Source organism: Nitrincola salilacus, from assembly GCF_046271865.1.
Lineage (GTDB): Bacteria > Pseudomonadota > Gammaproteobacteria > Pseudomonadales > Balneatricaceae > Nitrincola > Nitrincola salilacus.
In genome coordinates, this window is record NZ_CP176580.1 from 4,130,377 (window position 1) to 4,144,933 (window position 14,557).

Here is a 14,557-nt window from a genome sequence, read left to right on the forward strand (position 1 = left end):
GCGTCGACAAAACGCAATCAAGTTTGTTACTTTCTTCAGATCCAGATTGTTAAAGAGCGTTTAAAGCATGAGCTTTAAACCCTGGACTCAGCACGCATCAAACTGCGCGTGTGAATACACGGTTTAGAACTCTACTTTCCGATCAGGTAATACAAGTGAACGCTTGCCAAGGTCTCGCTATCGTTTAAGGAGGTGATCCAGCCCCAGGTTCCCCTAGGGCTACCTTGTTACGACTTCACCCCAGTCATGAATCACACCGTGGTAACCGTCCCCCCTTTCTCCGAAAAGTCAGGGTTAGACTAGCTACTTCTGGTGCAACCCACTCCCATGGTGTGACGGGCGGTGTGTACAAGGCCCGGGAACGTATTCACCGCGACATGCTGATTCGCGATTACTAGCGATTCCGACTTCACGCAGTCGAGTTGCAGACTGCGATCCGGACTACGACCGGTTTTCTGAGATTCGCTCACCTTCGCAGGGTTGCAGCCCTCTGTACCGGCCATTGTAGCACGTGTGTAGCCCTACTCGTAAGGGCCATGATGACTTGACGTCGTCCCCACCTTCCTCCGGTTTGTCACCGGCAGTCTCCTTAGAGTTCCCACCATTACGTGCTGGCAAATAAGGACAAGGGTTGCGCTCGTTACGGGACTTAACCCAACATTTCACAACACGAGCTGACGACAGCCATGCAGCACCTGTCTCAGAGCTCCCGAAGGCACCAAGCTATCTCTAGCGAGTTCTCTGGATGTCAAGAGTAGGTAAGGTTCTTCGCGTTGCGTCGAATTAAACCACATGCTCCACCGCTTGTGCGGGCCCCCGTCAATTCATTTGAGTTTTAATCTTGCGACCGTACTCCCCAGGCGGTCAACTTATCGCGTTAGCTGCGCCACTAAGACATCAAGTGTCCCAACGGCTAGTTGACATCGTTTACAGCGTGGACTACCAGGGTATCTAATCCTGTTTGCTCCCCACGCTTTCGCACCTCAGTGTCAGTATCAGTCCAGGTAGTCGCCTTCGCCACTGGTGTTCCTTCCTATATCTACGCATTTCACCGCTACACAGGAAATTCCACTACCCTCTACCGTACTCTAGCTCAGCAGTATCAGGTGCAATTCCCAGGTTGAGCCCGGGGCTTTCACATCTGACTGACTGAACCACCTACGCGCGCTTTACGCCCAGTAATTCCGATTAACGCTTGCACCCTCCGTATTACCGCGGCTGCTGGCACGGAGTTAGCCGGTGCTTCTTCTGTGGCTAACGTCAATCTGTGCAGGTATTAACTACACAGCCTTCCTCACCACTGAAAGTGCTTTACAACCCGAAGGCCTTCTTCACACACGCGGCATGGCTGGATCAGGGTTGCCCCCATTGTCCAATATTCCCCACTGCTGCCTCCCGTAGGAGTCTGGGCCGTGTCTCAGTCCCAGTGTGGCTGATCATCCTCTCAGACCAGCTAAGGATCGTCGCCTTGGTGCGCCTTTACCACACCAACTAGCTAATCCTACGCAGGCTCATCTGATAGCGAAAGGTCTCGAAAGATCCCCTCCTTTCCCCCTAAGGGCGTATGCGGTATTAATCCGAGTTTCCCCGGGCTATCCCCCTCTACCAGGTAGATTCCTACGCGTTACTCACCCGTCCGCCGCTCTCAAGAATAGCAAGCTACTCTCTACCGCTCGACTTGCATGTGTTAGGCCTGCCGCCAGCGTTCAATCTGAGCCATGATCAAACTCTTCAGTTTTAAATCAGCGTATCAACAGCAAGCTGCCAATACTTAATGCATGCTCAGACAAAAACAACACTAAATGAATTTAGGTTACTTGTCTGATTAAGCTTGTGTGCTTAACCTCGACAAGCGCCCACTTGTATTACCTGATCAACTTGTTAAAGAGCGGCTTGAGTTTCGTCTCAAGCGAGGCGCATATTCTAGCGCCTGCCGATTCATTGTCAAGGAGTTTTTTCAGCTTTTCGATCATTTTCATGTCGATCCGCGCACTCACTCAACAACCGATAAGTTCACTTAAAACAATTCAAAAACAAATGCTTAACTACTGTGAACTCATCCCGGTGACTGTTCCCTTGCGGGCCAGCACCTCAATCGAGGAGGCGAATTCTACAGAGGCTGAGATTTAAGTCAACCACTAATTACAGAAATATTTATATAGCCTGATCTGAACCGAAATGCTGTATATCCACCAGCTCTACCTTGGAGACATCAACATGCTCTGAAAAGAAGTTTGGTGCCACACGCGCAAACCGCTCGGGACCATCTGTCACCAGAAAACGGACATGACCAGGCACCGCTCTGTCGGCGCATAGATTGCATTCCGTCAGACTCTTCGCCAACGCATCGGCAGTAGTGACTGCCGAGTCCACCAGCAGCACACCACCTCCGACAACACTCTGAATCGCTCCTCTGAGTGCTGGAAAATGGGTACACCCCAGCACCAGCGTATCCAGCGCATTGTCACCATCAACATGCAAGAGGTTACCCAGTGACTGACGCACGATCCCTTCAACCAACTCACCCTCATGCCAACCTTCTTCAGCCAGTGCAACAAACAGAGAGCAAGCCCTGCCCCTTACCGTTGCATCAGGACGGAGTGATATGATCGCTTTATGATAGGCAAGATTGTTAATTGTGCTTTCTGTGGCAATCACGCCGATATGCCCAGCTTTGCTGGCTCGACACGCCACAGCAGCACCCGGCTCGACAACACCGAATATTGGCAGCTCAGGATGCGCAGCACGTAAAGGATCCAGAGCTACTGCCGAAACAGTATTACACGCAATCACCAGCGCCTTGATCTTATGACTGAGCAGCGCACGTAACGCTTGCTCTGCATAGCGAGTGATTGATACCGAGCTTTTAGTTCCATAAGGAACCCTGGCCGTATCACCAAGATAGATCAGATCCTCTCCCGGCAGCACCCGGCGAATCTCGTTCAGCACGGTCAAACCACCGACACCCGAATCAAAAACGCCGATTGGCATATTATTCAGAGCAGCCCTATCAGTCACGGCGTTGCGCCTTTTTCTTGGCTCGGTGCTTAATCTTCTGGATATGGTCTTTATTACGCTCTTTCTTCTGCAGCTGCCTGCCGGAAAGCTTGTTCTTCTTGCCTGCAAAGGGGTTATCACCGGTTTTAAACTCAAACCTGATCGGTGTGCCCTTTATCTTCAACAGATTGATAAACCTGTTTTCAAGGTAACGCTTATAGGTGCTGGGCAGAGCGTCTGTCTGATTTCCATGCACCACAATTATTGGCGGATTGGAGCCGCCCTGATGAGCATAGCGCAGTTTGATACGGTGATTATTGACCGTTGGCGGCTGATGATCTGCAACAACATCTTCCAGCAACGTTGTCAGACGATTCGTACTCCATTTCGCAAACGCGGAGTCATAGGCTTCATGTATCGACTTGTAAAGATTGCCGACACCTGAGCCATGCAGTGCTGAAATAAAGTGAAAGCGTGCAAACTCAGCAAAGCTCAATTTACGCTCAATCGCTTCCTTGGTCGTATTTTTCTGATCCTGATCCATGCCATCCCACTTATTCAGGGTGACAACCATCGCTCGCCCGGCATCTATGACAAAGCCCAGCAGATGCAGATCCTGATCAGTTACCCCTTCACGCGCATCAATGACCATGACCACGACATTGGCATCACGGATCGCCTGAAGTGCTTTTACGATAGAGAACTTCTCCACCACCTCAGTGATATGCTTTCTGCGGCGTACGCCAGCCGTATCGATCAACGTATATTTACGATCATCACGCTCATACGGAATATAGATACTGTCCCGCGTGGTCCCCGCCTGATCAAACACCACCACCCGCTCCTCACCCAGCAAGCGGTTAACCAATGTGGATTTGCCAACGTTCGGCCTGCCTATCACGGCGATGCGAATGGAGCGATCCCTCTCTTCCTCCTCACCCTCTGCCTCTTCGGACTCATCCTCTTCAACAATATAGGGTTTGAGGACTTCTTCAAGCAGACTCATAACACCGCGACCGTGAGAGGCCGCTATCGGATACAGGTCAGTGATTCCCAAGCCATAGAAGTCACCCAGCGCAACATCGGGATCAATACCATCGGTTTTATTCACGACCAGGTAGCAGCGTTTATTCCTTCGGCGCAGATGATCCGCAATCAACTGATCTGCAGGATTTAATCCCGCACGACCATCCACCAGGAAAAGAACCACATCCGCTTCATCTATGGCAACGAGAGACTGCTTGGCCATCACTTTATCGATGCCATCCTCGTCACCGGTAATACCACCGGTGTCGATGACTATATAATCGCAACCGCCAATACGGCCTTCGCCATATTTTCTGTCTCGCGTCAGACCAGGCAGGTCGGCAACCAGCGCATCACGCGAACGCGTCAGTCGGTTAAAAAGCGTCGATTTGCCAACATTCGGACGCCCAACGAGAGCTATAACAGGAAGCATATTTTTTTACCTGATAAACAAAACGGCGGCTATCCACAAAACGCAGACAGCCGCCGTCTGAAATTTTAAACCGATCAGTTCAGCCGGAGCGCCATCAAACGGCCAGCATTGCTCAATACATACAGAGTGTCATCAACAACCAGCATATCGCCCCTCAATCCCGAGGAGTCAACACGATAACGCGCCGTAAAGCGCCCATCCGTCTGCGACATGAAATGCAGATATCCTTCATAGTCACCTACGACAACAGTACGACCCAGCACACCTGGTGAAGTCAGTTGCCTGTTTTCAAGACTGGTCTGGCGCCACACGCTGGCACTACTGGCAGCATCTACTGCCTGCACATAATCATTGGACTCGGCCACATACAGGTTGCCGAAGCCACTTGCCAGACTGCGATAACTGGACATATCCAGCGCCCAGATCACCTGAGCATTGAACGGGTTGATAGCAACAAGACGCCCCTGATAACCCACAACGTACAGGAGGTTATCCAACAGTATCGCGCGCCCATCAACATCAATTATACGCTCAAGCTCTGAGCGACCTTCAGCCAGCGCGATACGCTGATCCCACAACACAGATCCATTATCATTCTGCAGCGCAAGGAAACGACCATTCGCAAAACCAGCAAACGTGACATCATTGGTCACCAGCGGAGAGCTTGTACCGCGCAAGGTCAACGATGGAATCTGAGCATCATAGGTCCAGAGATGCTCACCTGTTCTGATATCAAGCGCAGTCAATCGCCCACTGACCAGTTGCGCGACAACGATATCAGGATTGGCTTGCGCGGGAGATGTCACCTCTGAAGCCAACTGACGCCGCCATACTTCGGAACCATCTGCAGCGTTCAAGGCAAGCAACAGACCCGACTCAGTCGTCACAAACACCTTACCGTAGCCAGCACCAACTCCACCTATCAGCGTGTCTTTAAGATTGATACTCCAATGACGCTGACCATTATTGCGATCAAGAGCGACAACCAACCCTTTACTATCAGCCGCAAAAATTCGATCGCCATCTACAACCGGGCGCATTTGATGGTATTTTCTACCCGGACCACTTCCAATTGAGCTACTCCAGACAACAGAGACACTGCTTTCAGCTGTAAAATCCACCAACTGATTCGGCTCGACCTCTTCAGTACCCCCCCAGAAGCCACAGGCAGAGATCGTAGCGGCACAGCATATGAGTATTAATCCACGCAAGCTTTTCATCATGAGCCAACCTCAATTCCCAAATCATCACGCTTCATGCGCAAAATCGCCTGCCCCTGAGATGCCTGACTTACTTCAAGCGCTCTATTGTATGCTGTAAGCGCCTGTTCGACCTGGCCCGAAGCAGTGTAGAGATCGCCCAGAAGCTCCTGATAACCTGCCTCAAAAGCACCAGTATCTGCGCCCTGCAACAGTGCGATGGCTACATCAACCTGCCCAAGCTCAGCGAGCACCCGCCCTTTTCGCAACTTCGCCACACGCAGAATATCACCATCAGCACGACCATCAAGAAGCCAATCAAGCTCCTGAAGCGCACGGTCCAGATCACCCTGATCAACAGCAACGCGCGCCATCAGGAGGGCGCCGAAATGAGCGTAGGATGTCTTGCTGAAATCGTCTTTAAGACGCCCGCTCAGATGCTCTGCAGTACTCATTGCTCCGGCCTCTACCTGGTTTCCAACAGTCTGCACGACTGCATCAACGAGGTTCTGATAAAGCGCTGAAGCCTGAGACGCCTGGTTTGCCTGATGCTGCTGCCAACCCTTCCACCCAACAACAGCAGATACAACGATAAGAATACTCAGCACCAATGACTTGCCGTTTTCCTTCCACCAACCCTTGATCGCTTCAATCTGCTCTTCTTCTGTCCGAAGTTCCGCCACGCTTTAATTCTCCAAGCTTTAACTCAAATTCATTTCTTTTAACACAGCAGACAGTTCCGCCATGTCGACCAGTCGCTGCTCGCCTTGCCCCCTCAGAGGCTTGACCTGTACCTTGCCGCCTGCCAGTTCATCATCACCCAACAACAAGGCATAGGGAGCACCACTTTTATCTGCCCGCTTCAGCTGACTTTTCAGGCTGCCACCGCCACAGCTGAGCTGTATTCTCAATTGTGTTTCATTGCGCAACTGCTCGGCCATCAATATGCCTTCCGACTCAGCATTTGCCCCTGCAACAGCAATAAAAAGATCAACCTTTTGCTGCACTTCATCAGGCACACTGCCTGCAGCCTCAATCAGGAGTATCAGGCGCTCGACACCCATCGCAAAACCAACAGCTGGTACGGGCCGGCCGCCTAACTGCTCAACCAGACCATCATAACGACCGCCCGCACAGATGGTACCCTGCGCTCCCAGATGATCAGTGACCCACTCAAAAACAGTTTTGCCGTAGTAATCCAGACCTCGTACCAGACGCTGGTTGATTTCATACTTCAACCCTGCCCTGTCAAGCAAAGAACACAGAGCCTCAAAATGCTCTGAGGACTCCTTATCCAGGAAGTCGTGCAGATTTGGCGCACCATCAAGCAAAGTCTGTGTTTGGGGACTTTTGCTGTCAAGAATTCGCAGTGGATTGGTCGTAAGTCGGCGCTTACTGTCTTCATCCAACTGATCTATATTTTGTGAAAGATAGACGACAAGCGCTTCCTTGTAGTCATTTCTGGCCGCAAGACTCCCCAGCGTATTCAACTGCAGCGTCACGATATTGTCTATTCCCAACTCGCGCCACAAACGTGCGCTCATCAGAATCAGCTCTGCATCGATATCTGGACCTGTCATGCCGAAGGTCTCAGCACCTATCTGATGAAACTGACGATAACGCCCCTTCTGTGGCCGCTCATATCTGAACATCGGGCCCATATACCACAGTCGTTGCGTCTGATTATACAAAAGGCCATGTTCTTCACAGGCACGCACACAACTTGCCGTACCTTCAGGCCTGAGGGTCAGACTATCGCCGTTCCTGTCATCAAAGGTATACATTTCCTTTTCAACGATATCGGTCACTTCACCGATCGAACGTTTGAACAGATCGGTTGACTCCACCATTGGCATACGAATTTCGTCATAACCGTAGGTGCCGAGAACAGTACGAATCTTACCTTCAAAAAACTGCCAGAGTCTGGTCTGCTCCGGCAGGATATCATTCATGCCTCGAATGGCTTTGATCTTGGCCAACTCTATTACCTGTAATCTTATGGAAAATCTTCTAGGGGAGGGGCAGATTGAAGCGGGCTACGTTACGACTGCTCATGCTCAGCAAATCAATTGATTCGCCCTTATATGCAATTTCACCTACCGCGTCGACACGACCTATAACGACAGACAATGGCTCCGGGCCCTGCAGATCCAGATCACTACCCGCTCTGGCTACACCGGCAAATAATGAGGCGCCATCAGCATCTCTGATCTGCACCCAGCAATCATCAATAAAACTGATCATAAGACTGGCGGTGAAAGACTCAGCAACTGCTGCAGGTTCCGAAACGACTTCAGTAGACTCTGTAGAAGGCGTTTCATCCACCTCAGACCGGGGTGGAGCCTCCAGCGTTACGACAGACTCATCCGACGTCTGAGGAACTGACGGCAATCCTGTTGGCACCTCTTCTCCCGACGACGCTGAGGACTGTGAAATATCTGCCGAGGGCGTTGAAGGCAATGTCTGCACCTCTGGCTGCTGAACAGGCGCAGTCACAACCGGAGCCTGCCTTGTTGCAGCCGGAGAGGATGACTCCTCTTCAATCACAACAACTGCATCGGCAGGTCTTTCTGCTGGAGCTTCGGATGACTGCTCAAACAACCCGTACTGCTCACCGGCCCACCAGGCCGCTGCAGCTAAAACAGCCAATAGCAGCAACCATGTCAAGACACGCATAAACGAGTTTTTATGCTGATCGCGCCCTCCCATGGATACGGCTGAACGAACGGCAGTCGGTGTCAGATTCACACCTGGAATAGCCTCAAACTGCCGCGCAAAAAGATCCGGATCCAAACCCAGGCGTTTTGCGTAATTACGTATGTAACCCCGCACGAAAACTGGATTGGGAAGCGTCTGAGGCGCACCTGACTCTATAGCCCGCAGAATCTTGACCGAAAGATTCAGCTCCTGAGATACCTGCTCAACACTAATCCCGAGAGCTTCACGCGCCTGGGTAAACTGCTCACCAGCAAAAAGCTGCTCTGAGTATTCCTGCTGCTCACTACTCAATGTGCAGCCTCCTTAAATTGCCTGTACTCTTCCGAATCTGGAAAGAGATTTCTAAGTAACAGTGAATAGGTCGTTGCCAGACTGGCATCACGACTCTCCCTCGCAACACGTATTCCAACCCAAAGACTCAGCGGAGTATGTTCTACACGCCGCTGATCCACCAGATCGCGAAACTGTCTGAACCAGAACGTGGCTTCAGGACCATTACCACTGACCAAGAGCAGATCTGCCAGCTCAATCTGAGCGATCGGACGATTATGGCTGAGATCCAGCGCTCTTCGAAACGCATGCTCGGCCACATCCGGACGTTCAATGATGCGATAGCATCGCCCGAGGTTTTCAAAGGCCTGAGCCCTTAAAGGGTAAAACGGATCTTCGGTTGCTCTTGCCAAATGCCTGCAAGCTTCTTCATAACGCTGCTGACCAAACAGAAAAGCGCCGAAATTGTTATGGATCATCGCATTCATCGGTTCAAACTCGACCGACTTCCTGAAATATTCCTCTGCCAGCTCCAGGTCTCTTTCAACCTGAAAAACCAGCGCCATTGCATTATATGCCGGCCCATACTTCGGATCGATGGCAATTGCACGCTGCAACGAGCCTTTCGCGCTTACTGTATCACCTGCCTGAAGATACTGCAGCCCCAACTGCGTGTATGCCTGCAACGCAGCATCCGGGGCGGTTTCTACTCCAGAAACCGGCACTCTGCTCTGCGCGCCGCAACCGGCCAGCAACAGAAGCAGCAACATCAGTACTACAAGCCTTGGCTTCACACACTACTCCTAGAAATGGAAGCTCTTGTCTCTACTAACCTCTTCTTGTATCACAGGAATATACTTTTGGCTACGCCTGGTTTTATCATCAACCTGACCAACAAGCTGACCACACGCTGCATCAACATCATCGCCACGTGTTTTTCTGACCGTGGTGATTATGCCTGACGTGATCACAATCTGCTTGAACGCAGCGATAGCCTCATCTGAGGGGCGCTCATATCCAGAGTTTGGAAAAGGATTAAAGGGTATTAAATTGAGCTTGCACGGGATCTGGCGCAACACTTTGACCAGTTGCCGTGCGTGCTCTGGCTGATCATTGACTCCAGCCATCATTGTATACTCAATTGTTGCGACGCGCTTATCGCTCAGACTTTTCAGATAACGATTGGCTGAATCCAGCAAATCTTTTATCGGATAACGCTTATTGACTGGCACCAGTTGGCTACGTAGCTCATCGGTCGGCGCATGCAGTGAAATAGCCAGCGACACATCGGTCAGACCGACCATTTTATCCAGCGCAGGCACAACCCCTGCAGTACTGATAGTGACACGGCGCTTGGACAGCCCATACGCATTATCATCCATCATGAGTGTCGCAGCATCCATGACGTTGTTGAAATTCATCAGTGGCTCTCCCATGCCCATGAAAACGACATTGGTTACACGCCGCTCACCAGCCGGATCAAAAGGACCAAAGGAGCGGATCGCTGTTCGTATCTGGCCTATGATTTCAGCACTGCTGAGACTGCGGTTAAATCCCTGTTTGCCTGTCGAGCAGAAGCTGCAGTCAAGCGAGCACCCCACCTGAGATGAAACACACAAGGTCCTGCGGGCACCATCCGGTATGAGAACAGCCTCAACACTGGAACCACCCTCAACTTTGATCACCCACTTGCGCGTGCCATCTGTTGAAAATTTTTCAAAGACAACTTCCGATTCACGAATCTCTGCCACCTCAGCAAGCTTAGTCCGAAGCGATTTGCTGATATTTGTCATCTCATCAAAACTGCTTGCACCATGCTGATGCAACCACTTCAGTACCTGAGTCGCGCGAAAGCGCTTCTCTCCAAGCTCATCAAAGAAAGCTTCGAGTTTAGCCGGAGATAGACCCAGCAGATTAACCTTTGAATGAGACATGGTCTTTACCTGATTTACTTAACACTTAAAAAACAAGGCCATCAGAATTCGATGGCCTGCAGCCCGCCTATACAAGCTTAGCCGAAAAAGTACTTGATTTCTCTTTCTGCAGAGGCAACTGAGTCTGAGCCGTGTACAGCGTTGGCATCTATAGACTCAGCAAAATCTTTACGGATCGTGCCTTCAGCAGCTTCTTTAGGATTGGTAGCACCCATCAGATCCCGGTTCAGCAGAACTGCATTCTCACCCTCAAGAACCTGAACCACGACAGGGCCAGACGTCATGAAGGCAACCAGATCCGCAAAGAAGGGGCGCTCTTTATGCTCAGCGTAAAAGCCTTCTGCATCTGTTTTTGACAGTGATTTCATTTCCATTTTGATGATTTTCAGACCAGCTTTTTCAAAGCGAGTCACAATTTCACCAATCACATTTTTTGCAACAGCATCAGGTTTGATAATAGAGAGCGTACGTTCAACAGCCATGGTAAAAATTTCCCCAAAATTAAGCATAAATTAAACTAAGGTCGATAAAAGTGCGGATTATACGTGAAGGAGGAATTACTGAACAGCAGTCAATCAAAAGGATCAACCGGCGAAGGGTGGAGAACTTCAGGCAAATCGCCTAGTGCTTGTGCGGAAGGTTCTGCCCGGTGTGTAGCTCTTTATGCAAAAGAGCCATCAATTCAGCCTCAGGACGACCGATTCCACAGCTTTTCACAAGATCATCAACACCCGCACCCATCTCCATCAAACGTGCCGCTTGATTGTAGGCCATCACACCGGGATCCCGGTTTTCCAGCTCCTGCTGTTTATCGACCGTCAGATTGAGTTTATGTTCCACGGCAACCAGACGCTTCCCCATTCCGATGGAGCTGTTGGTCATCACGTGAATTTCATTTCTCAACACATTGATCAACGCACGAAAGCGTCGCTCCTGGCGATTCAGCCTTACAAATACATAGACTGCCGTCAAACTGGACACAACAGACAGAACTGCAAATACAACCAGTATCAATGTCAGGTATTCACTCACAGAAGCATCCAAATAAGTCATAGACTGCCTTTAACCCGTGCCGGGAGAGTGCCAAAAATTCGCACCCTCTGCGTGGTGACAAGGAGATCAGATTATCATCAATTCAAACTCGCCGACCAACTGATCGATGTCAAGGATCGCGCAACGTTCAGGCATATAGGTTCCCAACAACCAGGCGCGGGCCTCTTTATTGGAGTTGAAGTTTATACTCTTGCGAGGAATATTGATGGACTTGACCAACTCATCACAAGCCAGCGCCCAGTCACGCCCACTGAGAATAATAATATCGGAATAGCTGGTTTTTTCGACCGAGTAGGCATCGGGGATAACCCACCGAGCCGTATCGACTACAGTTGTGCGATCATGCTGAGGCCCGAATCTACCCAGTATCCAGTCATGATGCATCTCGATACTCATCGATACCGTTGTTATATGCACCGCGCCATCGATGTAATCCACTGGAATCGCAAGATTCAAACCATGCACTCTGACCAACACACACTTCATCATGCTCTCATATTCCTGAGCATAGATATCAACCGATTCGCTGGCCAGCGCCTGACTTTCGGTCACTGGTACAACTGGCTCCTGCGGCCATTCATCCGCTATCGACTGTTCATCATGAACCAGCTCCGGTTCTTCAACCACTACCTCAACCTGGGGCTCAACCATATCAACGACTTCAATCGTTTCAATCGCTTCAACAACAGGTTTTTGATCAGCAAGACTCTCTTCAATATTCAGCGAATCTTCATCCGAACAATCTGGAGCGATTTCGGATTCGGTCAATGGAACCACTTCATCCATCTGTTCGAACTCAGCATCAAACTCAGACGGCAACTCATCCGAACTTGCCGATGGATCAGCGAGCAATGCCTCCAAGTATTCATAAACAACACGTTTCTGATCAGCCATAGGTTACTCCTGCTTACACCGCTCCAGAAGACCTCTGAGCAGACGCGCATAGGCATGCACGCCACGGCTACCTGCATCCAGGGATGAAGGCACCAGCCCCTTGAGACTGGCATTCCTGAACTTTGTATCGACAGGTACGACCGCGCTGGAAACAGCATCCGGGTATAGCCTGTACAGCTCACGCAGACTGGTAACAGAAGCCTGAGTGCGTCGATCATAAAAAGTCGGCAATATCGTATATCCCAGTTTGTTTTTTCTGGCGCGATTGATCATCTCAATCGTTCTCACCATCCGCTCCAACCCTTTCAATGCCAGGAACTCTGTCTGAACAGGAACTAACAGATGCGTACAGGCAGCCAGCGCATTGACCATCAGCACCCCCAGAACAGGCGGGCTATCGATGAGGACATAATCATACTCGTCTCGCACGAGCTTCAAAGCCTTGGATACCTGAAGACCCAAACCTTCCTTACCTACCGCCTTACGCTCCAGCGTTGCCAAGGCAGTTGAGGCTGGCATGATATCGATGCTTTCATGAGAGCTGTGCTGAATCAACCCTCTTACCAGAGGGGTGCTAAGTTCGACCCGTTCAAACAGATCATAAACGCTTTCATCCAACTCATCCGGATCAAGTCTGAAGTAGCTGGTCAGCGAACCATGAGGGTCAAGGTCAACCAGGAGTACTCGGTACCCGACTTCAGCCAGAAGCCCGGCAAGTGTTACAACCGTCGTGGTTTTACCAACCCCGCCTTTTTGATTTGCAACTGCCCATACCTGCATAGTAATTTCCCTGAGGATTGTCCGAGTATGTCTGCAAAAACGACACCAGTTTTAGCGCTGCTTACCAGCCAGCAGATCACTGATATCATCAAGATCCAGAATAGCATCCGCCAGACCGGCGTTTACCACTGCCTGTGGCATGCCATAGATAGTGCAAGTCTCCTTACTTTGTGCCCACATGGTAGAGCCAGCCTGTTTGAGGAGTCGAGCTCCATCACAACCATCGGCCCCCATGCCAGTCAAAATAACACCCAGGGCACCGGAGCCGTATGTTTTGGCAACAGAAGCATAAGTGACATCAGCACTTGGCTTATAGGTCAACCGCTCATCTCCCGCCAGTATTTTCACCCTGCCGGTCTGACGCGGATCAATCATCATCTGCATCCCTCCCGGACAAAGTAGCGCCAGACCCGGCTCAAGGCGATCATTGTCTTCTGCCTCCTTAACCCTGATCCGCGACTGTTGATCCAACCTCTCTGCAAAGACCTTGGTAAAAGTCTTTGGCATATGTTGCACCAGTAGAATCGGATAAGGAAAGGTAGCAGGTAGCGCCGTGATGATTTTTTGCAAAGCCGCAGGACCACCTGTAGAAGAGGCAATAACAACCAGCCTGCACTCAGGCATTCGCACTCTGGACGCAGACGTTGCCGCCCCTCTGGTATCGGCCGCAGGCCGAGCCGTCAGACCTGATGCAGTTGCGCTGCGGGTTTCGGTTGCTCGGGCTGCCGGCTGCTGCGTTGTATCGGCCTTAGGCCGCTGAGGGCGAAAAACCATACTGGAACTGGATTGATCACTGGCAGGAGAACGCCCAAAGGGAAGTGAGGCGCGATAGCGGCGAGACTTGCCAAGCGCAACAATGCGGTCCACCAGCTCTTTCCTGAGCGTGTTGGAACGATCCATCCAAGCCCTGATATCCTTGGGTAGATAATCAACAGCCCCCGCTTCCAGCGCCTGTAGCGTAACACGCGCACCTTCATGAGTCAGAGATGAGAGCATCATTACATTGGTGGGACATTCACGCATGATAATGCGCACAGCCTCAATACCGTTGAGCTGAGGCATTTCAACATCCATTGTAATAACATCAGGCTTAAGTAAACGTGCTTTCTCAACAGCTTCCTTGCCGTTGACAGCCGTACCTACAACCTGAATTCGACCATCATCCTTCAGAGTTTCTTCGATACGATTACGAAAAAACCCTGAGTCATCAACGATCAGTACAGTTACTGCCATAGTGTTTCCGTCAACAGCGG

General features: G+C 50.7%; 13 protein-coding genes and 1 rRNA gene. All 14 read right to left on the reverse strand.

Features of this window, described 5'->3' with window-relative positions; translation table 11 throughout:
* Positions 1-185 precede the first annotated feature (185 nt).
* Positions 186-1,738, reverse strand: a 16S ribosomal RNA gene (locus ACK3CJ_RS19030).
* A 416-nt stretch (positions 1,739-2,154) separates the two neighbouring features.
* Positions 2,155-3,018: a glutamate racemase gene (murI, locus tag ACK3CJ_RS19035; RefSeq protein WP_409523773.1), complete on the reverse strand. Its 864-nt coding sequence runs from the start codon at positions 3,016-3,018 to the stop codon at positions 2,155-2,157.
* The gene (gene der, locus ACK3CJ_RS19040; protein ID WP_409523774.1) at positions 3,011-4,456 is read right to left on the reverse strand and encodes a ribosome biogenesis GTPase Der; all 1,446 of its coding nucleotides are present in this window, start codon (positions 4,454-4,456) and stop codon (positions 3,011-3,013) included. The genes murI and der overlap by 8 nt, the downstream gene beginning before the upstream one ends.
* A 74-nt stretch (positions 4,457-4,530) precedes the next feature.
* Positions 4,531-5,679: an outer membrane protein assembly factor BamB gene (gene bamB / locus ACK3CJ_RS19045; RefSeq protein WP_409523775.1), complete on the reverse strand. Its 1,149-nt coding sequence runs from the start codon at positions 5,677-5,679 to the stop codon at positions 4,531-4,533.
* Complete coding sequence (locus ACK3CJ_RS19050; RefSeq protein ID WP_409523776.1) at positions 5,676-6,338, reverse strand: YfgM family protein; 663 nt, start codon at positions 6,336-6,338, stop codon at positions 5,676-5,678. The genes bamB and ACK3CJ_RS19050 overlap by 4 nt, the downstream gene beginning before the upstream one ends.
* Positions 6,339-6,356: 18 nt before the next feature.
* On the reverse strand, positions 6,357-7,634 hold the full coding sequence (gene hisS, locus ACK3CJ_RS19055; RefSeq protein ID WP_409523777.1) for a histidine--tRNA ligase: 1,278 nt from the start codon (positions 7,632-7,634) through the stop codon (positions 6,357-6,359).
* 31 nt (positions 7,635-7,665) lie between these two features.
* On the reverse strand, positions 7,666-8,664 hold the full coding sequence (locus ACK3CJ_RS19060) for a RodZ domain-containing protein (protein ID WP_409523778.1): 999 nt from the start codon (positions 8,662-8,664) through the stop codon (positions 7,666-7,668).
* Entirely contained in the window at positions 8,661-9,437 is a 777-nt protein-coding gene (gene pilW, locus ACK3CJ_RS19065) for a type IV pilus biogenesis/stability protein PilW (protein ID WP_409523779.1), read from the reverse strand. Before pilW ends, ACK3CJ_RS19060 begins: the two co-directional genes overlap by 4 nt.
* Positions 9,438-9,446: 9 nt before the next feature.
* Complete coding sequence (rlmN, locus tag ACK3CJ_RS19070) at positions 9,447-10,577, reverse strand: 23S rRNA (adenine(2503)-C(2))-methyltransferase RlmN (protein ID WP_409523780.1); 1,131 nt, start codon at positions 10,575-10,577, stop codon at positions 9,447-9,449.
* A 77-nt stretch (positions 10,578-10,654) separates the two neighbouring features.
* On the reverse strand, positions 10,655-11,059 hold the full coding sequence (gene ndk, locus ACK3CJ_RS19075) for a nucleoside-diphosphate kinase (protein WP_409523781.1): 405 nt from the start codon (positions 11,057-11,059) through the stop codon (positions 10,655-10,657).
* A 139-nt stretch (positions 11,060-11,198) separates the two neighbouring features.
* Positions 11,199-11,609 (reverse strand): DUF2802 domain-containing protein, encoded by a 411-nt coding sequence (locus ACK3CJ_RS19080; protein WP_409523782.1) that lies wholly within the window; start codon positions 11,607-11,609, stop codon positions 11,199-11,201.
* Between the two features lie 87 nt (positions 11,610-11,696).
* Positions 11,697-12,524 carry a chemotaxis protein CheW gene (locus tag ACK3CJ_RS19085; protein ID WP_409523783.1) on the reverse strand — a complete coding sequence of 276 codons (828 nt, stop codon included), beginning with the start codon at positions 12,522-12,524 and terminating at the stop codon, positions 11,697-11,699.
* A gap of 3 nt (positions 12,525-12,527) precedes the next feature.
* Positions 12,528-13,304: a ParA family protein gene (locus tag ACK3CJ_RS19090; RefSeq protein ID WP_409523784.1), complete on the reverse strand. Its 777-nt coding sequence runs from the start codon at positions 13,302-13,304 to the stop codon at positions 12,528-12,530.
* Between the two features lie 51 nt (positions 13,305-13,355).
* Positions 13,356-14,537: a protein-glutamate methylesterase/protein-glutamine glutaminase gene (locus ACK3CJ_RS19095; protein ID WP_409523785.1), complete on the reverse strand. Its 1,182-nt coding sequence runs from the start codon at positions 14,535-14,537 to the stop codon at positions 13,356-13,358.
* Between the last annotated feature and the right edge of the window lie 20 nt (positions 14,538-14,557).